Raw genomic sequence first — 20158 nt, forward strand, 5'->3', positions numbered from 1 at the left:
GCCTTCGAAGCCGCGTTTCCACAGCGGCGTCACGAAGTCGGCCCAGGGTGCCAGCGGGTGCGCCGACTCGACCAGCATCGGTCCGGGCCCGTCGCCGTCTCTCAGGCCGCGGCGAGCAGGTCCGGCGTGATGTCGGTGAGGCTCGCGCAGCCGGTCAGGGCCATGGTGAGATCCAGCTCGGCGCGCAGGTTCTGCAGCACCTGGCGTACGCCGTCCGCGCCGGCCAGGGCCAGCCCGTAGAAGTAGGGCCGCCCGACGCACACCGCGCGGGCACCCAGGGCCAACGCCTTGAAGACGTCCGCGCCGCCGCGCACCCCGCTGTCGAACAGCACCGGCACCCGGCCGCCGACCGCCTCGACGATGCCGGGCAGGGCGTCCAGCGAGCCGATCGCCCCGTCGACCTGGCGGCCGCCGTGGTTCGACACGATGACCCCGTCCACGCCCGCGTCGAGTGCCCGGCGCGCGTCGTCGGCGTGCTGCAGGCCCTTGAGCAGGATCGGCAGCCGGGTCATGGTGCGCAGCCGGGCCAGGTCGCCCCAGGTCAGGTCCTGCCGCGAGAAGATGTCCAGGAACGTCTCCACCGCGGCCCGCGGCAGCGGCGAGCGCAGGTTGCGTCCCGTCGGCCCCGGATGGGTGCGCGCGATCGACAGCAGCGAGCGCACCGCCGCGGCGGTCACCTTCGGCTTCGGCCCGGTCCTCGGCTGCTCCGCCCGCTGCGCCGCCAGCCGCAGGAACACCGGGTCGCTGGTGTACTGCGCGATGCCCTGGCCCTGGCTGAACGGCAGCGACCCGAGGTCCAGGTCGCGGGCCCGCCAGCCGAGCACGGTCGTGTCGAGGGTGACCACCAGCGCCTCGCAGCCGGCCGCCTCCGCCCGCCGCAGGAAGCTCGCGACCAGCTCCTCGGACTTGCTCCAGTACAGCTGGAACCAGCGCGGCGCGTCGCCCGTCGCCGCCGCGCACTCCTCCATCGGCCGGGACGCCTGCGTGGACAGGATGTACGGCACGCCCTCGGCGGCCGCCGCCCGCGCCACGGCGACGTCGGCCTCGGGGTGGGCCAGTTCCAGCACCCCGATCGGGGCCAGCAGCAGCGGTGACGCGAGCCGGCGGCCGAACAGCTCGACGGACAGGTCGCGCGCCGACACGTCGCGCAGCATCCGGGGCACGATGCGCCGGCGGTCCAGGGCCCGGCGGTTGGCGTCGGCCGTGCCCTCCAGGCCGGCGCTGCCGGCGACGTAGGCGTACGCCTTGGCTGACAGCACCCGGGCGGCCCGGCGCTCCAGCTCGGGAAACGCGGTCGGCACGGCAGGGCGGCCGCCGCTGACGCCGTCGCGGTAGATCACGCCTTGTCGGAGCCTGCCCCAGCCGCCCGCGCCACGTACGGCCGGGTCGGTGTCGGCGGCGGGCAGCGGCTGGCCGGAGTCGTTCATCGGGTCCTCGCAGGGTGCGTCGGGTCCACCGCGCCTGTCGAGCGTGCGGGGTTCGCAGATCATGCCATCCCCACCCGCCCATGGCGTAGGTCGGCAGCCGAGCGCGAAGCGCTGAGGCCGCGCGGTAGCCGGGCGTTCAGGCGGCGTGCCAGGGTGGGCATCTGCCCCGGTCAGGCCGTGCCGGGCGGTCAAGCCGCACCGGATGGTCAGGCCATGCCGGGCCGGGCGAGCACGGCGAGCGCCCCGCGGGCGGCCTGGACGGTCTCGGGACCCGCGTCGCCGGGCAGCTTGGGCAGGCCGGCGGTGACGGTGACCTCGTGCCGGAGCACCGGCTGGAGCGGGGTGGTGGCGACGAACAGGGTCGCCACGCCGTCGTGGGCCGTGCCCTCGTCCAGGCGGAACACGTAGGCCGGTGCGGTCACGGGGGCGGCGTAGGTGGCGTGGGCGGCCAGGTCGTCGGCGATGCACCACCACGGCTGCGGTTCACGGCCGGTCCAGTGGTGGTCGCCGAACAGCCCGTGCACCGCCAGCCGGAACCGGTGGCTGACCGTCACCGCCTCGCGCAGCCGCTGCTCCAGCTGCCCCAGCGTCTCGCCGGGCGGCGGCGCGGCGAGCAGCTCGTCCAGCCGCCCGGACAGCCACTCGGTCAGCACCTGGCGCAGCACGAACCGCCACGCGTCGGTGGCCGCGCCGGTGGCGAACGTCAGGGCCTCGCGCAGCAGCCGCAGCCGCTCCGCGCAGTCCGGCCAGAGTTCCAGTGGGGGCGGGCCGGTGCACGGCACCGTCGTCGCGTGGCGGCGGGCCGTGAAGTCGACCACGGCCCGCAGCGGGCCGCCCGCGATCAGGTCCACGTCCTGCCGGTCGTCGGACCACTCCCACTTGGACTGGCCGTCGAGCAGGCTGGTGTAGAGCGGATCGGTCAAGCCCTCCTCGTAGAGCCAGCCGCCGGGCGACCGGGTCGCGGCCCGGGTGACCTCCGTGACGAACAGCAGCGCGTCGGCGTAGCGGCGGGGCGCGTCGCGCACGTCCATCCGTGCTCCCTCCCTGGCAGGCCTCCCACACCGTACCCGCCGTCCGATCCCGACACCTGCCGCAACGGCCAAGTGATCGCGGGCGGCGGGGTGCTGGCACACTCGGTGCCGTGACGGACACGGCCCACGCGAACGGTGAGATCGAGAGCTACAGCCTGGTGGAGCTCGCGGTGACCAGGCTGCGCCGCGAGATCCTCAGCGGGCGCTGCGAGCCGGGCGAGCGCCTGGTCGAGGAGCAGCTGACCCGCCGGCTGGGCATCAGCCGGGCCCCGCTGCGCGAGGCGTTGCGGCTGCTGGGGCAGCAGGGGCTGGTCGAGCACGTGCCGCGGCGCGGGGCACGGGTGGCCACGCTGTCGGACCGGGACGTGCAGGAACTGTACGCGGTCCGCGACATGCTGGAGCGCCACGCGGTCGAGCAGGCGCTGCGCGGCGCGGTGCAGCTCGACGGGCTGCGCGCGGCCGTGGACCGGATGCGCCAGGCCGCGGCGACCGGGGACCAGCTGGAGGTCGCGAACGCGCACCGGGCCTTCCACGTGAGCGTGGTCGCGCTGTCGGGCAACGGGCAGCTCACCGCGATCTACGAGTCGATCCTGGTGAAACTCCAGCTGTACATGGCGATCAACCTGCGCCGCGAGGCCGAGCTGGCGCACGCCGACGACGGGGTGCACCGGCACGAGCGGCTGCTGGAGGCGGTCGCGACCGGCGACACGGCCGCGGTGCTCACGGCGCTGGCCGGGCACGGCGCAAGGTCCTATTTATAGTCCCGGACCCACTGAGGGCGCCGGGCAATGCACACGTTACCGAAGCGACCAGACCGCGAAACAGTTCGGTCGACAATCGACAGTATGCAAACCCTGGTGCCCCAACCTGATCCGCCGACCGGTGTGCGCATCGGTCCGGTGCAGGCCACGCCGTACCGGTGGCCGTACGACGGGTCGGTGCCCGTCGCGCGGACGGCGATGCTGTGCATCGACTGGCAGACCGACTTCTGCGGGCCGGGCGGCTACGTCGACGCGATGGGCTACGACATCGCGCTGACCCGGGCCGGGCTGCCCGCCACCGCCAAGCTGCTCGACCACGTGCGCTCGCTGGGCATGCTGGTCGTGCACACCCGCGAGGGCCACGACCCGGACCTGTCCGATCTGCCCGCCAACAAGCGCTGGCGCTCGGCGCAGATCGGCGCGGAGATCGGCGGGCCCGGCCCGTGCGGGCGCATCCTGATCAAGGGTGAGCCTGGCTGGGAGATCGTGCCCGAGGTCGCCCCGGTCCCCGGCGAGGTGATCGTCGACAAGCCCGGCAAGGGGGCGTTCTACGCCACCAACCTGGACCTGGTGCTGCGTACGCGTGGCATCACACACCTGATCCTGACCGGCATCACCACCGACGTCTGCGTGCACACCACCATGCGCGAGGCCAACGACCGCGGCTACGAGTGCCTGATCCTGTCCGACTGCACCGGCGCCACCGACCCCGGCAACCACGCCGCGGCCCTGCACATGGTCACCATGCAGGGCGGCGTCTTCGGCTGCGTCGCGACGTCCGACGACGTCATCGCGGCCACCACCCCCTGACGCACCGTTCCGCCTCACAGAAGGCGAGCACCCCGTTGAGCACCCACGCCACGGTCGACGCCATGCCGTCGCCGTACACCTTCGATCCTTCGACCACCGCGCTGCTGGTCATCGACATGCAGCGCGACTTCCTGGAACCCGGCGGCTTCGGGGAGACGCTGGGCAACGACGTGAACCAGCTGCGTTCGGCGATCGCGCCGACCGAGGCGCTGCTCGGCGCGTGCCGCGCGGTCGGCCTGACGATCATCCACACCCGCGAGGGGCACCTGCCCGACCTGTCGGACTGCCCGCCCGCGAAGCTGCACCGCGGCGCGCCGTCCATGCGCATCGGCGACCCCGGGCCCAAGGGCCGAATCCTGATCCGCGGCGAGTACGGCCACGACATCGTCGACGAGCTCGCCCCGCTGCCCGGCGAACCGGTGATCGACAAGCCCGGCAAGGGCGCGTTCTACGCCACCGAACTGGGCGAGCTGCTGGCGAGCCGGGGCATCCGGAGCCTCATCGTCACCGGGGTCACCACCGAGGTGTGCGTGCACACCACCGTGCGGGAGGCCAACGACCGCGGCTACGAGTGCCTGGTCCTGTCGGACTGCGTGGGCTCGTACTTCCCGGAGTTCCAGCGGGTCGGGCTCCAGATGATCGCCGCCCAGGGCGGGATCTTCGGCTGGGTGGCGAAGTCACCAGCCTTCATCGGGGCGCTGCAGCGCAGCGCCGCACTGCCGCAAGCCGCCTGACCCCTCCCCGCCTCGAAAGCAGGACGCCCATGACCACACCCGCGCCCGCCGCGAAACTGCCGCACTGGGTCCGCGGCGACACCAACGCCTTCTTCGGCTTCGGCGTGAACGTGCTCGTCAACGTGCTGACGCTGACCACCCTGTGCCTGTTCGTGATCAACCTGTCCGAGGGGGCCGTGTTCGGCACGATCCTGCCGGCGCTGGGCATCGCCCTGGTCTTCGGCAACGTGTACTACACGATCCTGGCCCGCCGCCTGGCCGCCAAGGAGGGCCGCGGCGACGTCACCGCGCTGCCGTACGGGCCCAGCGTGCCGCACATGTTCATCGTCATCTTCGTGATCATGCTGCCGATCTACCTGAAGACCAAGGACCCGATGCTGGCCTGGCAGGCGGGTGTCGCCTGGGCGTTCATCATCGGCGTCATCGTGCTCATCGGCGCGTTCGTCGGCCCGTACATCCGCAAGTACACCCCGCGCGCCGCGCTGCTGGGCACCCTGGCCGGCATCTCCATCACCTTCATCTCGATGAACCCCGCCGGGCGCATGTGGGACCTGGCCTGGGTCGCGCTGCCGGTGTTCGCGCTGCTGCTCATCGGCCTCATGACGAACGTCAGGCTGCCGTTCAACTTCCCCATCGGCCTGGCCGCGCTGCTGCTGGGCACCGCGATCGGCTGGATCGGCGGGGTCATGTCGGTGCCCGACGTGACCGCCGCCGCGAAGACCATCGCGTTCGCCGTGCCCGACCTGAAGTTCGACCTGCTGTTCGCCGGGCTCAAGGAGATGGCTCCGCTGCTGGCCACGGCGATCCCGCTGGGCGTCTACAACTTCACCGAGGCGATGACCAACGTGGAGAGCGCCGCGACCGCGGGCGACAACTACAACCTGCGCAGCGTACTGCTGGCCGACGGCACCGGCGCGGTCATCGGCTCGATGCTCGGCTCCCCGTTCCCGCCCGCGGTGTACGTCGGGCACCCCGGCTGGAAGGCCGCGGGCGGCCGCACCGGCTACTCCATGGCCACCGGCATCGCCATCGCCCTGCTCTGCTTCCTGGGCATGTTCGGCCTGCTAGCGGCGATCTTCCCGACCGCGGCGATCGTGCCGATCCTGCTGTACATCGGCCTGCTCATCGGCGCGCAGGCGTTCCAGGCCACGCCGCGCGCCCACGCCGCCGCGGTGGTCGCCGCGCTCATCCCCAACCTCGCGTCCTGGGCCACCGGTCAGATCGACAACGCGCTCGCCGCGGCGGGCACCTCGGCCGCCGCCGTCGGCGACCAGGCGCTGGCCGGCGCGGGCGTGGTCTACCACGGGCTGCTGGTGCTCGGGCAGGGCGCGATCCTGGCGGGCCTGGTGTTCGGCGCGATCGTGGTGTTCATCATCGACCGCAAGTTCCTGCACGCCGGGATCTTCGCGCTGGTCGGCGCGGTGCTGACCTTCGTCGGACTGATCCACGGCGAGAAGGTCGAGTGGAACGCCAACGGGCCGGTGTCGCTGGGCTACCTGTTCGTGGCGGTGGTCTGCGCGATCTTCTACTTCGGCAAGCACTCCCCGCGCGAACCCGACCCCGAGGAGCTCGCCCTCGACCGGCTGCACGGCGGCGCGGACGCAGCCGCGCCGGTCTCGCCGGCGCCGGCCGCTGCGGCGGAGCCGGACCGGGCCGCGGCCGCGGCCTGATCCGGTCCACGAGCCGCCTTCCGGCACGGGAGCACGCGCCCGTGCCGGAAGGCGGCGCCACCAGTCAGGGAGATACCCATGGAACTGGACCGGCCCGACGTGGTCGCCGAGGTGGCCGCCGTGTTCGCCGCCTACGAGAAGGCGCTGGCGGTCAACGACCCGGACGAGATCATGTCGTTCTTCCACGACAGCCCCGGCACGGTCCGCTTCGGCGTCGCCGACCGGCAGACCGGCTGGGCGCAGCAGCACGCCTGGCGCGCCGCCCAGCCGCCGCTGCCGCCGGGAAGGCTGCTGCACGACACCCTGGTCAGCACGTTCGGCGACGGCTTCGCGGTGGTCACCACCTGCTTCGGGTACGCGGGCGGCGCGGTCACCGGGCGGCAGTCGCAGACCTGGGTGCGGATGCCGGAGGGTTGGCGCATCGTGCACGCGCACGTCTCGCAGCTCTGACGCCGCGCCCGCCGCCGGTCAGGTGGAGGCCTGGTAGTAGCAGGCGTTCTTGGCCCACTGCAGCGGGCCGACGCGGGCGCCCCAGGCGCTCCAGGCGGTGGCGCTCGCGGTGTGCCAGTAGCGCGCCTGGAAGCTGCCGACCGCCGTCCTGAGCTCGGTGTGGTCGAGGTCCGCGTCGTACTGGATCTTGTGCTGGGCGTTCATCGCGACCCCGGACGACTCGTCCACGTCACCGTCGTCGAAGGACGAGATCACCGTCCAGTCGGTGCCCATCGCCGACTCCGGCCGCGCCGCCAGCCCGTTCAGGAAGCTGCTGCCGGCCTGCATCTCCTTGCACTGCAACCACAGCGTCAGGCTGCACCAGCCCGCGAAGGTCGCGCCCGCGTGCGGGGTGCCGAGCGTCACGACGTCCTCGACGTAGAGGTACGGCGGGTAGCCCGCGGTGCCCCTGGCGACCTCGGTGAGCGCCGAGCGGATCACCAGCCCGCCCATGGAGTGGGCGACCACGTCGACCTTCTCCCCGTTGACCGAGTACCGGCTGTAGATCTCGTTGGCCAGCGCCTTGCCCACCGTCTTGATCGAGGTGTTCATGGTGTCGCCGGGAAACGTGATGTCGCAGTTCGTGTCGCCGGAGTAGTAGCCGAACTGGGTCAGTTCGCCGGTCCAGCCGGCGGCGGCGAACTGCGCGGTCACGGCCGACCAGTAGGCGTCGCAGTCCGCGTTGCCGTCGGGGCTCCAGCCGTGGATGAAGATCACCCGGTTGGCCTGGCCGTTGGCCCGCGCGGGCGCGGCGTACGCGGGGGCCTGCGCGGCGAGCACCACGCTCCCGGCGATCACCAGCGCGGCGAGTAGTGCCCTGAACCGTCGCATCCGCGTGTCCCCGTTCATGTTCCGGCAGCAGAAAACCGCGCGACATGACGGACTCTCGCGTCGGCGGTGTCCGGCATTCTGCCCGACCGGGCACCCAAGGGTCCACAGGGGAGGCGGCGGGTGGGACGCGCCGGCCCCACCCGCCGCCGTGATCACTCCGGTTCGGGCAGGTCGTGCTCCTCGCGCAGCTTGCGAGCCTGGCCGGGGTCACCCAGTTCGTCGAACACGCGGGCCAGCCACGCGGCGGCGTCGCGGCGTGCGCCGTGCCCGGTGGGCAGCGCCTCGTACGCCCGGCGCAGCTGCGCCTGGCCCGCCGCGGTCCGGCCGGACACGACCAGCACCTGCCCGTGGCGCAGCTCGGCGAGCGCGGCCTCCTCGAACGCGCCGATCGAGCGGAGCAGCTCGGCCGCCGGGGCGACCCGGGCCAGCGCGGTCTCGTGGTCGGGCCGGTCGTTGTTGGACAGCACCTGCGCGGCCTCGTAGCCGGCCATGGCCCGCTCCCAGGTGAACCCCGACTGCTGCTGCTCGGGCACCTCGGTGACCTCGATCAGCTCCGCGAGCTGCCCGGCCAGTGCGATCGACTCGTCCCGCCGCCCGGCGTGGAACAGCGCCATCACCTGGCGGCGGCGGGCGTGCACGGTGGCCAGGGCGAGATCGGCCTGCCCGTACGCGGACGCGGCGGCGTCGAACCGGTCGGCGGCTTCGGCGTCGCGGTCGACCTGCCACAGCAGCTCCCCCGCGCGCTCCAGCACATCGGCCCGGTAGGGCAGCCGGTCCACGCCGCCGACCAGCTCCAGCAGCGCGTCGAGCTGCCCGACGGCGACGTGCACCTCGCCGAGCTGCGCGTACGTCCGGGACAGGATGTCGCGCAGTTCCACGATCATCTCGTTGTGCTCGGGGTCGCGCTGCGCGAGGAACCACGACAGCGCCTCCTCGCCGACCTCGGCCGCCTCGGTGAACCGGCCGAGCGTGCACAGGGCCAGCGCCAGCCGGTGCCGGGTGTACGCGGCCGCGCCGGGCTCGCCCTGCGCCTCCATCAGGCACACGTGCTCGACGATGTCGTCGACGAACTCGCCCGCCCGGTCGGTCGTGACGAGCATGAAGCCCGCGTTGGCGCGGGCGCTGCGGCGCAGCTCCGGGTCCTGCGCGACGGCCGCGGCCTCCTCGAACGCGGCGATCGTCCCGGTGTTGTCGCCGAGGCGGCCCAGCAGGTCGGCCAGTGCCCGCAGCAGGTTCGCAAGCTGGTCGCGGTGCGCGGTGCCGCGCAGCAGCGTCGCGGCCGCCCGGATCCGCTGGGCGGCCTCGTCGAGGCGGTCCTGCGCCTGCAGCACGCCCGCGCGCAGGTGCAGCATGGCGGCGTGGCGGGCGGGCGGCACCGGGCCGGGCTCGGCGTCGGCCCGGTCGAGCAGCGACGTCGCGAGGTCGAGCTCGCCGGACGCGGCGGCCACCCACGCCGCCCGCATCAGCGCGGCCCGGCGCTGCCTCGGGTCGGTGTTGGCGGCCACGGCCAGTTCCGCGGCCTCGTACACGGCCGGCACGAGCGAGCCGTCGCCGGTCAGTTGCAGCATGGCGATCTGCCACTGCAGCCGCGCGGCGTACTCGCGGGCCTGGTCACCGGCCCGCTCGAAGGCCGTCACGGCCTCGGCGAACGCGTCGGCGGTGCCCGGCAGATCCTCGTCGGGCAGCGCCACCGCCCGCAGCCGGGCCAGCCGTCCGCGTTGCAGGTCGGTCAGGTGCCGGCCCTCGTAGGAGATCAGCAGCAGCCCGGTGAGGGCACGGCCCCGGTCCCGCTCCTCGTCGTGGAAGAGGTCGTCGACGAGGTCGAGGCAGCCGTCGAGGGACAGGTCGGCGGGCAGTTCGGGCACGTCCGCGCCGGACGGTTCCGCCTCGACGGGCACGGCTGACGCGGCGGACGACGCGGCGCGGGCCGCGGTGACCGACAGCGGCAGGTGGTCGACCAGCGGCTTCGCGTCGATGAGCTGGGCGATTCGGGTGCTCTGGTAGGTGTTGCCGTTGCGCTCGTCGAAGCGCCGCGACAGCGCGACCGCGCGGTCGGCCAGCTGCCGCCCGAGCTCGGCGACGGAGATCTCGCCCGCCGCCCGGCGCACCGGCAGGTCGCCCTGGCCCGCCTCGGCCAAACGGCGCAGCACCAGCGCCGCGGCGGCCGCGAACTCCATCTCCGTCTTCGGCGTCGGGGCCTGCTCCAGCCACGGCAGGTGCCGCTCGATCAGCTCCAGGCCGCGCGCCTCGTTGCCGGTCGCGCCGCAGAACTCCACGTGCCGAGCGACCCGACCCAGCTCCGCCTTGTTGTCGTCGAGTGCCCGGTAGGCGCGCCGGTGCGCGTCGCGGGCCTCGTCGAGGCGGCCGGTGCGCAGGTACGGGAACAGCAGCGTGGTCAGGATGCCGTGCGGCTGCTCCGAGCAGGTCAGCCTGCCGCTGAGCGCCTCCTGGGCCAGCGCGATCGCGTCCTCGTCGCGGCCGCGCCAGGCCAGGTGGTGCGCCTTGGACGACGGGTCGCAGCCCGCGCAGTCCGACAGCGCGTCGCGGGGCGCGGTGTCCCACAGCCGGTACCAGTGGTCGGCCTGCTCCTCGTCGCCCAGGTGCGCGGCGACGTCGTGGCGGTACGCGTACACCGCCTGCATGCTGTGCCCGCCGGAGGAGTAGCGGCGCTGCATGTCGTCGAGCACCGCCATGGTGCGTTCCAGCGGCAGCTGCGGGAACAGCGTCATCGACGACACCATGTGCTTGAAGTGCCACAGCAGCAGGTGCTCGTCGTGCTGGCTGCGCCGGCCCGGGTCGGCGTCGTAATCGGCCAGGCAGCGGGCGAACGTCATCATCGCCTTCATCGGCTCGCCGCTGGCCTGGTAGCCGCTGGTCGCGGCCGCATGCGCCGCGTAGAGCAGGTCGGCGTCGCCGAGCGCCTCGGCCTTGGCCAGTGCCTGCTCCACGACCACGACGCGGGCCGGGCCGTCGGGGGTGTCCCAGGTGCGGTGGATCAGGTCGTGGACCTCGTCATACGTCGTCATGTGCGCTCCCGGGGGCGGCGTTGGGCATTGCCAGGTCGATCAGGTCGAGGAACGAGCGGTTCAGCAGCGCCATGTCGGCGGGGCGCAGCGGGTGGTGGCCGTACAGCAGGGCCTGGCCGTAGAGCGAGGACACGGTGACGGCGACCAGTTCCGGGGTCGGCAGCGCGCTCATCCGGCGTACCAGCGGATTGCGGTGGTTGAGCACCAGCTGCGGGCGCACCTGCGCCTCGGCCTGCTCGAACGACGACAGCACGCCCGCCCACAGGTCGTCGGAGACCTGCGCGGTCTCGCGCAGCCGCCGCTGGAACGTGGCATGCCGGTCGGTCAGGTACAGCGCCGGCATGCTCGGCGGGTCGAACGCGCGCACGACGACCTCACAGCCCAGCGGGTCCATGGCCCGCTGGGCTGCGGCCGTGAACGGCCGCAGGGCCAGGTCGGTGGTCGGGTCGAGGGTGTCGAAGCGGGTGGACAGGTCGCTCGGGTCGAGCCGGTCCACCATGATCGTGTTGTCGAGCAGCGGCAGGCGCTCGATCAGCTCCGCGTCGAAGGTGTAGCCGCCGTTGACCACGGCCAGGCCCTGCGCCGCGGCGACGGCCGCGAGCTGCCGGAACTCGTCGTTGTTGGCGCTGTAGCGCACGGTGCCGTGGCGGCGGCGGAACTCCTCCAGCGGCATCCGGCCCATGTTCGTCTCCATCGGCCACCACTGATCGACCAGGCGCAGCATCTCCTCGTCGTGCATGGCCAGGGCCTTGACCCCCAGGTGGTGCACGGCGAGGAAGCGGTGCATGCGGTCGGGGTCCTGCCCGGCCAGGTTGACCAGCCAGCCGCGCAGTTGCGCGCCGAGCTGCTCGCGCACCGACTCCAGCAGCCCGTCCTCGTAGAGCGCCTCACGGCTCGCGGTGGGGCGCAGCTCGGACGCGTCGACGATGCAGCGGGCGAAGAACGCCCACTCCGGCAGCAGGTCCTCGGCGCCCTCGGCGAGCAGCATGCGTTTGAGGTAGACGCGGTGGCCCGACTTCGCGGCCGGGTTCGCCGGGGTCGGCAGCACCAGGGCCACGCCGGTCAGGCCAGCCTCGGGCACGTTCAGCGCGATGGTGTCGAACGGGACGAAGCCGAACGCCTGCTCGGCGGTGCGGACCAGCTCGGCGCGCCCGGCCTGCCAGGGCAGCGTCTCCGCGGTGACCAGGTCGCCGTCCACGCGCACCGGGTAGGGCAGCATCTCGCCGAACAGCCGGGCCAGGTCGCGCACCCGCTCGGCGTCGAGCCAGGCCGTGGCGTCGCGCCGCGGCACCAGGGTGACGGTGGTGCCGACCTCCTGCCGGTCCGGGCCGGGCTTGGTCTCGTAGCGGCCGTCGGCGTAGCCGGTCCAGTACACGGTGGGGTGGCCCTCGTGGCGGGTCTGCACCCGGATCTCGTCGGCGACCAGGAAGCACGACAGCAGGCCGATGCCGAACTGGCCGAGGAACTCGTGCCGGGAGAAGCCCAGCTCGTCGCGCTTGCCGCTGCGGCCGATGGTGGCCAGCAGCTCGTGCACCTGCTGCTCGGTCAGGCCGAGGCCGGTGTCGTGCACGCGCAGGGTGCCGTCGCCGGTGGTCTTCGGCGACTCCAGCCAGACCGACGCGGGGGCGGTCGGGGCGAGCGCCCGGCGGGCGGTGATCGCGTCCACGGCGTTCTGCATCAGCTCGCGCACGTACACCCGCGGGCTGCTGTAGAGGTGGTGGCTGAGCAGGTCGACGATGCCGCGCAGGTCGACCTGGAAGGACTGGTTCACCCGGCAGAGGCTACCGGCGCGGGTCCACCTGCCGGAACCGGCCGTCAGCCCTGGAAACGGGCCACCGGTCGCGTATTGGTCCTGTCCGCGGCGCCCACGGCCGTGGATCATCGGACGCATGACCGTTTCCCACGGCCCCGGCCGTCCGGCGAGGTTCCCGGTGGCGTCGATGTCGGACCTGGTGGACCGGCCCGTCCGCTACGACCTGGCCGAGAGCACCTCCCCGCCGCTGCGCGTGGCCGAGCTGCTCGGCGGCGACACCGCCGCCCGGCTCGGCGCGCTGGAGATCGGGTACGGCACCAGCCAGGGCGACGCCGAGCTGCGCGCGCTGATCGCCGCGGGCGCGGGCGTGTCCCCGGCCGAGGTCCTGGTGACCGCCGGTGGCAGCTCGGGCATGTTCCTGCTGGCGTTCACCCTGTGCCGGCCCGAGGACGACGCGGTCGTGGTGACGCCGTGTTTCCCGCCCGCCCGCGCCGCCCTCGACGCGCTCGGCTGCCGGGTGGCCCCCGTCGCCCTGACCTTCGACGACGGGTACCGGCTCGACGTCGACGCCGTGGCCGCCGCGCTGACGCCGCAGACCCGGCTGGTGTCGCTGGCCTCGCCGCAGAACCCGTCCGGGGTGCGGTTCACCGAGCAGGAGCTGCGCGACCTGCTCGACCGGATGGCGGCGGCGGCCCCGCGCGCGGTGCTGCTGGTCGACGAGACGTACCGGCAGTCCGGCTACGGCGCGGCGCCGGCGCCCCGGTCCACCGCGGGCCTGTCGCCGCGCGTGGTGACCTGCTCGTCGGTGTCCAAGGCACACGGCGCTGCGGGCATCAGGGTCGGCTGGCTCACCGTCACCGACCCCGCGCTGTACGAGTCGCTGCGGGTGGCGAAGTTCAACACGCTCATCACCGGCTCCGGGGTGGACGAGCTGCTCGCCGCCGAGGTGCTGCGCCGGGAGGAGCAGATCCTCGGCGTACGCCGCCGGGCGCTGGCCGCCGCGCTGGACACCCTCGACCGGTGGGCGGCCGAGCACCGCGACGCGGTCGAGTTCGTCCGCCCCGACGGCGGCGCGCTGTGCTGCCTGCGGCTGCGCGCCGACCGCTTCGACGACCAGGCCGTACACCGCTTCTACGGCGAGCTCGCGAATCGGGAGACCCGGGTCGGCCTGGGCGGCTGGTTCGGCGAGCCGGACCGGGTGTTCCGGCTCGGCTTCGGCCACCTGTCCGCGCCGGACTTCCGGACCGCGCTGGACCGGCTCGCCGAGGCCCTGGCCGCCGCCTGACCGCGGCGGCCGGTCAGCGCTTGGACATCCGCAGCAGCAGGCCGCGGACGTAGGCGGCCTGGCCCGCGTGGGCGACGTCGTCGACGGCGACGCTGACCAGCCGCACGCCCATGGACACCGGCGGGTCCCAGCGCTCGTCGACGATCCGGTCCAGGTCCTTGGGCTTGAGCCCGCGCAGCAGGTCGCGGGTGCGGGCGCTGACCGCGTCGAAGTACTCGACCAGCACCTCCGGCCCGTCCGGGCGCACCGCGGCGACCTGCTTGGCGGTGTGCCCGTAGCCGGTGTCGCCGGGGTTGGCGCGCAGGCCCAGCCGGGCGGCCCACGGGCCGGTCGCCCAGAGCTGGTCCTCGCCGAGCAGGTCCGCGACGTGGTCGTCCTGGATGCGGGTGAGGTGCCAGACCAGCCAGCCGATGCTGTTCGCGCCCGGCGTGGGGGCCCAGTGCAACTGCTCGGCGGTCAGGCCGTCGACCGCCTCGTGGACCATCTCGGGGATCCGGTCGAACAGTTCGACGAGCAGGCCGTCCACATTCACCCGCGTCAGCCCTTCCCTGTCGCCAGTGCGGCCTGCGAAAACGTCCGCCGCCTCCGCACAGTATCGCGAAGGCGGCGGACGCAGACCGTGAAGCGGGAAGTCCTAGCGGCCCGCCCCGACCGGCACCCGGCCGGTGTCGGCGGCCTCGCGCTGCGCGCCGACCACCGGGCCGAGCGCACCGACGATGTCCTCGACGCGTGCCTTGGCGTCGCCGAACAGCATCCGGGTGTTGTCGCGGAAGAACAGCGGGTTCTGCACCCCGGCGTAACCCGCCGCCATGGACCGCTTGAACACGATCACGTGCTCGGCCTCCCACACGTGCAGCACCGGCATGCCCGCGATCGGGCTGCCCGGGTCGGCCGCGGCCGGGTTGACGGTGTCGTTGGCCCCGATCACCAGGACCACGGACGTGCCCGCGAAGTCGTCGTTGATCTCGTCCATCTCCAGCACGATGTCGTACGGCACGTCCGCCTCGGCGAGCAGCACGTTCATGTGCCCCGGCAGCCGCCCGGCCACCGGGTGGATGCCGAAGCGCACCTGCACGCCCCGCGCCCGCAGCCGCCGCGTCAGCTCCGCGACCGGCCCCTGGGCCTGCGCCACGGCCATGCCGTACCCCGGCGTGATGATCACCGAGGTGGCGTCGCGCAGCAGCGCCGCGACGTCGGCGGCCGAGGTCTCCCGGTGCTCGCCGAGGTCGGCGTCCGACGCGGCGACCTGCTCGGTGCCGAAGCCGCCCGCGATGACCGACACGAACGAGCGGTTCATCGCCTGGCACATGATGTACGACAGGTACGCGCCCGACGAGCCGACCAGCGCGCCGGTGACGATCAGCAGGTCGTTGTCGAGCAGGAAACCCGACGCCGCGGCCGCCCAGCCGGAGTAGCTGTTCAGCATCGACACCACCACCGGCATGTCGCCGCCGCCGATGGAGGCGACCAGGTGCCAGCCGAGCGCGAGCGCGATCACGGTCACCGCGACCAGCAGCCCGAGCTGCGGCGTGACGACGAACCACACGGTCAGCGCCACGAACGCGACCAGCGCGCCGAGGTTCAGCACGTGCCGTCCCGGCAGCATCAGCGGCCGGGACGCGATGCGCGCCGACAGCTTCAGGTACGCCACGATCGAGCCGGTGAAGGTGACCGCGCCGATGAAGACGCCGACGAACACCTCGGCGTGGTGGATGTGCAGCAGCGCGCCGGTCAGCCCGGCCGGGGTGGCGTGTTCGACCTCCAGGTAGCCGTTCCAGCCGACGAGCACGGCGGCCAGCCCGACAAGGCTGTGCAGCACCGCGATCAGCTCGGGCATCCCGGTCATCTGCACCACCCGGGCGCGCCACAGCCCGATGCCGCCGCCGACCAGCATGGCGAGCACGAGCAGCGCGGCGGCCGCGGCGGTGATGTCGCGGACGGCCAGGGCGATGGTCGCGCCGAGCGCGACGGTCATACCGGCGATGCCGTACACGACACCGGCGCGGGCCGTCTCGTGCTTGGACAGCCCGGCCAAGCTCAGGACGAACAGCAGCGCCGCGACGATGTACGCGGCCTGCACTGCGGTGATGGCGGTCATGGGATCAGCCCTTCGAGAACATGCCGAGCATGCGCCGGGTGACGGCGAACCCGCCGATGATGTTGACGGTGGCCAGCAGGATCGCCGCCGCGGCGAGCACGGTCACGGCGAGGCTGGTGCCCTGGCCGATCTGCAGCAGCGCGCCGACCACGATGATCCCGGAGATCGCGTTGGTGACCGACATCAGCGGCGTGTGCAGCGCGTGGTGCACCTTGCCGACGACGTAGTAGCCGATGACGACGGCCAGCGCGAACACGGTGAAGTTGCCGACGAACTCCTTCGGCGCGAACGCGGTCAGCCCGAACAGCGCGGCCGCGCCGAGGCCGACGTAGGTGAACATCCGCCCTGGCGAGGCCTTCTTCACCGGGGTGGCGACAGGCGCGGGCGCGGCGGCCTGCGGGGCGGCCGACACCTGCACCGGCGGCGGGGGCCAGGTCACCTCACCGTCGCGGGCCACCGTCATCGAGCGCTGCACGACGTCGTCGAAGTCGAGGACCAACCGGCCGTCGCGGCCCGGGGTGAGCAGCTTCATCAGGTTGAGCAGGTTCGTCGCGTACAGCTGCGAGGCCTGCGCGGGCAGCCGCGCGGGCAGGTCGGTGTACCCGATGATGGACACGCCGTTGTCGGTCACGACCAGCTCGCCCGGGACGGTGCCCTCGACGTTGCCGCCCTGCGCCGCGCCCATGTCGACGATGACGCTGCCGGGGCGCATGCTCGCCACGTGCTCGGCGGACAGCAGCCGGGGCGCGGGGCGGCCCGGGATCAGCGCCGTCGTGATGACGATGTCGACCTCGGCGGCCTGGTCGGCGTACAGCTCCGCGGCGCGGCGGTCGTAGTCGGCCGAGGTCTGCTTGGCGTACCCGTCGCCGCCGCCGGCCTGCTCGGCCGCGACGGCGAGGAACTCGCCGCCCATCGAGCGCACCTGCTCGGCGACCTCCGGCCGCGGGTCGGTGGCCCGCACGATCGCGCCCAGGCTCTTCGCCGCGCCGATCGCGGCCAGCCCGGCCACACCCGCCCCGGCGACCAGCACCTTGGCCGGCGGGACCTTGCCCGCGGCGGTGACCTGCCCGGCGAAGAAGCGGCCGAAGGTGTGCGCCGCCTCGACCACGGCCCGGTAGCCGGCGATGTTCGCCATCGAGCTGAGCACGTCCATCGACTGGGCGCGGGAGATACGCGGCACCGCGTCCATCGCCAGCACGCTCACCCCGCGACCCGCCAGCGCGGCGACCAGCTCGGGGTTCGTCGCCGGCCCGATCAGGCTGATCAGCGTCGTGCCCGCACGCAGCGTCTCCACCTCGGCCGGGGACGGCGCGTTCACCTTGAGCACGACGTCGGCCTGCCAGCAGTCGTCGCGGCTGCAGATCTTCGCGCCGGCCGCCTCGTACGCGTCGTCGGAGAAACTCGACCGTCGGCCCGCCCCGGACTCGACCTCGACCTCGTAGCCGAGTTCGACGAGCTGCCGCACCACCGTCGGCGTCACCGCCACCCGGGTCTCCGCCGCGGCCGACTCGGCGGCGACACCCAGTCGCTGCGTCGTGGCCGGACCATCCCCCGCACCCGGGAGCCCGCCCGGCTCCCCCAGGTCATGCTGCTGTCCCACCACGACTCCTGTCGACGCTGACTAGATCAATCGAGCTTGACAAGCATGGTGTGGCCACGACACAGCGGTCGTCAATGAACGCGCCGAGTAATCGAAGCCACACTTCGCGGGCACCCCGCACGGCAAGCGTCGATACGCGCCCCGAGTTACCAACTCCACAGCCGCGCGGGCGCGGCGACCCCGGGGAGAGGGTGCCGCGCCCGCGCTTCGGGTGGGGGTCAGGCGCGCAGCGCCGGGATGACGTGTTCGCCGTACGCGCGCAGGGTCTCCTCCTTGGCGTCGTGCTGGAGGTAGACGGCGAACTGGTCCACGCCCAGCTCCTTGAGCCGAGACAGTTTCTCGATGTGGGCCTCGACGGTGCCGAGCACGCAGAACCGGTCCACGATCTCGTCGGGCACGAAGTCGGCGTGGCTGTTGCCAGCCCGCCCGTGCTCGGCGTAGTCGTAGCCCTTGCGGCCCTTGATGTAATCGGTCAGCGCCTGCGGCACCGCGCCGGTGTCGCCGTAGCGGGCCACGATGTCGGCGATGTGGTTGCCGACCATGCCGCCGAACCAGCGCGTCTGCGCCCGCTGGTAGGGCAGGTCGTCGCCGACGTACGCCGGGGCGGCCACGCAGAACTTCACCGCCATCGGGTCCCGCCCGGCGCGTTCCGCCGCGTCGCGCACCGCCTTGATCATCCAGGCGGCGATGTCGAGGTCGGCCAGCTGCAGGATGAAGCCGTCGGCGACCTCGCCGGTCAGCTTCAGCGCCTTCGGGCCGTACGCGGCGACCCACACCTCCAGCTGCGAGTCCGTGACCCACGGGAAGCGCAGCGCCGAGCCGCGGTGGGTGATCTCCCGCCCGTTGCCGAGCTCGCGGATCACGTGCACCGACTCGCGCAGCTCGGCCAGGTTCATCGGGGGCAGGCCGAGGGTGCGCCGGGCGGAGTCGCCGCGGCCGATGCCGCAGACGGTGCGGTTGCCGTACATCTCGTTGAGGGTGGCGAAGGTGCTGGCGGTGACGGTGACGTCGCGGGTGCCCGGGTTGGTGACCATCGGCCCGACGATGACCTTCTCGGTGGCGGCGAGGATCGCGCTGTAGACGACGTAGGGCTCCTGCCAGAGCAGGTGCGAGTCGAACGACCACACGTGGCTGAAGCCAGCCGCCTCGGCCTGCTTGGCCAGCTCGACGACCCGCCGGGCCGGCGGGTCGAGCTGGAACACGACTCCGATGTCCATGGCGCTCTCCTAGACCAGGTAGCTCGACAGGCCGCGCGGCAGGTAGCGGCCGTGGCCCTTGCGGCCGTGGTACTGCCCGCCGGACACCAGCACGCTGCCCCGGGAGATCACCGTGTCGACCTTGCCGGCGATCTCGTAGCCCTCGTAGGCGGAGTGGTCCATGTTCATGTGGTGGGTGTCGACGCTGATGCGGGTGCGGCCGTTCGGGTCGTACACGACGATGTCGGCGTCCGAGCCCGGCGCGATCGCGCCCTTGCGCGGGTACAGGCCGAACATGCGGGCCGGGGTGGTCGCGATGGTCTCCACCCAGCGCTCCAGCGACAGCTTGCCGTCCACGACGCCCTGGTAGAGCAGGTCGACGCGGTGTTCGACGCCGCCGATGCCGTTGGGGATCTTCGAGAAGTCGCCCAGGCCCAGTTCCTTCTGGTCCTTGAAGCAGAACGGGCAGTGGTCCGTCGACACGATGGCGAGGTCGTTGCTGCGCAGCCCGCGCCACAGGTCACGCTGGTGGCTCTCCTGCCTGGAGCGCAACGGTGTCGAGCAGACCCACTTGGCGCCTTCGAAGCCCGGTGCGCCGAGTTGGTCTTCGAGGGTGAGGTAGAGGTATTGGGGGCAGGTTTCGGCGAAGACGTTGCGGCCGGTGTCGCGGGCTGCGGCTACTGCTTCGAGGGCTTGGGAGGCGGACAGGTGCACGATGTAAAGGGGGGTGTCGCCGGCTACCTGGGCCAGGGAGATCGCGCGGCGGGTGGCTTCGGCTTCGAGTTCGGCGGGGCGGGTCAGGCCGTGGTTGATGGGGTCGGTTTCGCCGCGGGCCAGGGCTTGGCCGATGAGCACGTCGATGGCGATGCCGTTCTCGGCGTGCATCATGATCATGGAGCCGTTGTCGCGGGCCTTCTGCATGGCGCGCAGGATCTGGCCGTCGTCGCTGTAGAACACGCCGGGGTATGCCATGAACAGCTTGAAGCTGCTGATGCCCTCGGAATCGACCAGTGAGTCCATGGCTTTGAGGGACTCGTCGTCGACCCCGCCGATGATCATGTGGAACCCGTAGTCGATGTGGCAGTTGCCGTCGGCCTTGGCGTGCCAGGCGGCGAGGCCTTCGTGCACGTTCTCGCCGGAACGCTGTACCGCGAAGTCGATGATCGTGGTCGTGCCGCCGAAGGCCGCCGCACGGGTGCCCGACTCGAACGTGTCCGACGCGAACGTGCCGCCGAACGGCAGCTCCATGTGGGTGTGCGCGTCCACGCCGCCCGGGATGACGTACTTGCCGGTCGCGTCGATGACCTCGGCGTCCGCGACGACCGGCGCGAGGCCGGGGGCGAACAGGGCGGCGATCGTCTCGCCGTCGACGAGCACGTCGGCGGCGTGGCGGCCGGAGGGCGTGACGACGGTGCCGCCGGTGATGAGGATGGCCATGGGGGTCTCC

16 protein-coding genes are annotated in these 20158 nt (G+C 72.8%); 6 read left to right on the forward strand and 10 right to left on the reverse strand.

The genetic code is table 11. The features are described 5' to 3' along the window. Window positions 1-101 precede the first annotated feature (101 nt). Both AB0B35_RS00060 and AB0B35_RS00065 read right to left on the reverse strand, forming a co-directional pair. Window positions 102-1427 (reverse strand): lactate 2-monooxygenase, encoded by a 1326-nt coding sequence (locus AB0B35_RS00060; protein WP_361038731.1) that lies wholly within the window; start codon window positions 1425-1427, stop codon window positions 102-104. Window positions 1428-1633: 206 nt separating this feature from the next. After that, the gene (locus tag AB0B35_RS00065; protein ID WP_361038733.1) at window positions 1634-2458 is read right to left on the reverse strand and encodes a hypothetical protein; all 825 of its coding nucleotides are present in this window, start codon (window positions 2456-2458) and stop codon (window positions 1634-1636) included. Between the two features lie 110 nt (window positions 2459-2568). Here AB0B35_RS00065 and AB0B35_RS00070 point away from each other — a divergent pair, with 110 nt between their 5' ends. From AB0B35_RS00070 to AB0B35_RS00090, 5 genes are all read left to right on the forward strand, one after another. Beyond that, entirely contained in the window at window positions 2569-3219 is a 651-nt protein-coding gene (locus AB0B35_RS00070; RefSeq protein WP_361038735.1) for a GntR family transcriptional regulator, read from the forward strand. 84 nt (window positions 3220-3303) lie between these two features. Then, window positions 3304-4029 (forward strand): isochorismatase family cysteine hydrolase, encoded by a 726-nt coding sequence (locus tag AB0B35_RS00075; protein ID WP_361038737.1) that lies wholly within the window; start codon window positions 3304-3306, stop codon window positions 4027-4029. A gap of 35 nt (window positions 4030-4064) precedes the next feature. After that, complete coding sequence (locus tag AB0B35_RS00080; RefSeq protein WP_361038739.1) at window positions 4065-4763, forward strand: isochorismatase family cysteine hydrolase; 699 nt, start codon at window positions 4065-4067, stop codon at window positions 4761-4763. A 29-nt stretch (window positions 4764-4792) separates the two neighbouring features. Then, a complete protein-coding gene (locus AB0B35_RS00085) occupies window positions 4793-6433 on the forward strand; it encodes a regulator (RefSeq protein ID WP_361038741.1) in 1641 nt (546 codons plus the stop codon). Between the two features lie 78 nt (window positions 6434-6511). Next, window positions 6512-6883, forward strand: a complete 372-nt coding sequence (locus AB0B35_RS00090) for an AtzH-like domain-containing protein (protein WP_361038743.1) — start codon at window positions 6512-6514, stop codon at window positions 6881-6883. Window positions 6884-6901: 18 nt separating this feature from the next. Here AB0B35_RS00090 and AB0B35_RS00095 read toward each other — a convergent pair whose 3' ends face one another. From AB0B35_RS00095 to AB0B35_RS00105, 3 genes are all read right to left on the reverse strand, one after another. After that, a complete protein-coding gene (locus tag AB0B35_RS00095; RefSeq protein ID WP_361038745.1) occupies window positions 6902-7753 on the reverse strand; it encodes a hypothetical protein in 852 nt (283 codons plus the stop codon). A 152-nt stretch (window positions 7754-7905) separates the two neighbouring features. Beyond that, window positions 7906-10779 (reverse strand): hypothetical protein, encoded by a 2874-nt coding sequence (locus tag AB0B35_RS00100; RefSeq protein ID WP_361038746.1) that lies wholly within the window; start codon window positions 10777-10779, stop codon window positions 7906-7908. After that, window positions 10766-12550, reverse strand: a complete 1785-nt coding sequence (locus AB0B35_RS00105) for an HSP90 family protein (protein WP_361038748.1) — start codon at window positions 12548-12550, stop codon at window positions 10766-10768. Before AB0B35_RS00105 ends, AB0B35_RS00100 begins: the two co-directional genes overlap by 14 nt. Before the next feature lie 118 nt (window positions 12551-12668). On the opposite strand from AB0B35_RS00105, the gene AB0B35_RS00110 reads away from it, so the two are divergent. Then, entirely contained in the window at window positions 12669-13817 is a 1149-nt protein-coding gene (locus AB0B35_RS00110; protein WP_361038750.1) for a pyridoxal phosphate-dependent aminotransferase, read from the forward strand. Window positions 13818-13830: 13 nt separating this feature from the next. On the opposite strand, the gene AB0B35_RS00115 is transcribed toward AB0B35_RS00110, so the two are convergent. The 5 genes from AB0B35_RS00115 to hydA form a co-directional block, all read right to left on the reverse strand. Beyond that, the gene (locus tag AB0B35_RS00115) at window positions 13831-14349 is read right to left on the reverse strand and encodes a DinB family protein (protein WP_361038752.1); all 519 of its coding nucleotides are present in this window, start codon (window positions 14347-14349) and stop codon (window positions 13831-13833) included. 102 nt (window positions 14350-14451) lie between these two features. Next, a complete protein-coding gene (gene pntB / locus AB0B35_RS00120; protein ID WP_361038754.1) occupies window positions 14452-15915 on the reverse strand; it encodes a Re/Si-specific NAD(P)(+) transhydrogenase subunit beta in 1464 nt (487 codons plus the stop codon). A gap of 4 nt (window positions 15916-15919) precedes the next feature. Then, complete coding sequence (locus tag AB0B35_RS00125; protein ID WP_361038756.1) at window positions 15920-17518, reverse strand: Re/Si-specific NAD(P)(+) transhydrogenase subunit alpha; 1599 nt, start codon at window positions 17516-17518, stop codon at window positions 15920-15922. Between the two features lie 215 nt (window positions 17519-17733). Beyond that, a complete protein-coding gene (locus AB0B35_RS00130) occupies window positions 17734-18732 on the reverse strand; it encodes a TIGR03842 family LLM class F420-dependent oxidoreductase (protein WP_361038757.1) in 999 nt (332 codons plus the stop codon). Between the two features lie 9 nt (window positions 18733-18741). Further along, window positions 18742-20148, reverse strand: coding sequence for a dihydropyrimidinase (gene hydA / locus AB0B35_RS00135; protein WP_361038759.1), 1407 nt, complete (start codon window positions 20146-20148; stop codon window positions 18742-18744). Window positions 20149-20158: the final 10 nt, after the last annotated feature.

Source organism: Catellatospora sp. NPDC049133, assembly GCF_040648455.1.
Classification (GTDB): Bacteria; Actinomycetota; Actinomycetes; order Mycobacteriales; family Micromonosporaceae; genus Catellatospora; species Catellatospora aurea.

Bases quoted from the DNA above. Each gene is read 5' to 3' on its own strand.
- AB0B35_RS00060 (WP_361038731.1), bottom strand. From the start codon at position 1,427: ATGAACGACTCCGGCCAGCCGCTGCCCGCCGCCGACACCGACCCGGCC.
- AB0B35_RS00065 (WP_361038733.1), bottom strand. From the start codon at position 2,458: ATGGACGTGCGCGACGCGCCCCGCCGCTACGCCGACGCGCTGCTGTTC.
- AB0B35_RS00075 (WP_361038737.1), top strand. From the start codon at position 3,304: ATGCAAACCCTGGTGCCCCAACCTGATCCGCCGACCGGTGTGCGCATC.
- AB0B35_RS00085 (WP_361038741.1), top strand. From the start codon at position 4,793: ATGACCACACCCGCGCCCGCCGCGAAACTGCCGCACTGGGTCCGCGGC.
- AB0B35_RS00090 (WP_361038743.1), top strand. From the start codon at position 6,512: ATGGAACTGGACCGGCCCGACGTGGTCGCCGAGGTGGCCGCCGTGTTC.
- AB0B35_RS00095 (WP_361038745.1), bottom strand. From the start codon at position 7,753: ATGCGACGGTTCAGGGCACTACTCGCCGCGCTGGTGATCGCCGGGAGC.
- AB0B35_RS00100 (WP_361038746.1), bottom strand. From the start codon at position 10,779: ATGACGACGTATGACGAGGTCCACGACCTGATCCACCGCACCTGGGAC.
- AB0B35_RS00110 (WP_361038750.1), top strand. From the start codon at position 12,669: ATGACCGTTTCCCACGGCCCCGGCCGTCCGGCGAGGTTCCCGGTGGCG.
- pntB (WP_361038754.1), bottom strand. From the start codon at position 15,915: ATGACCGCCATCACCGCAGTGCAGGCCGCGTACATCGTCGCGGCGCTG.
- AB0B35_RS00130 (WP_361038757.1), bottom strand. From the start codon at position 18,732: ATGGACATCGGAGTCGTGTTCCAGCTCGACCCGCCGGCCCGGCGGGTC.
- hydA (WP_361038759.1), bottom strand. From the start codon at position 20,148: ATGGCCATCCTCATCACCGGCGGCACCGTCGTCACGCCCTCCGGCCGC.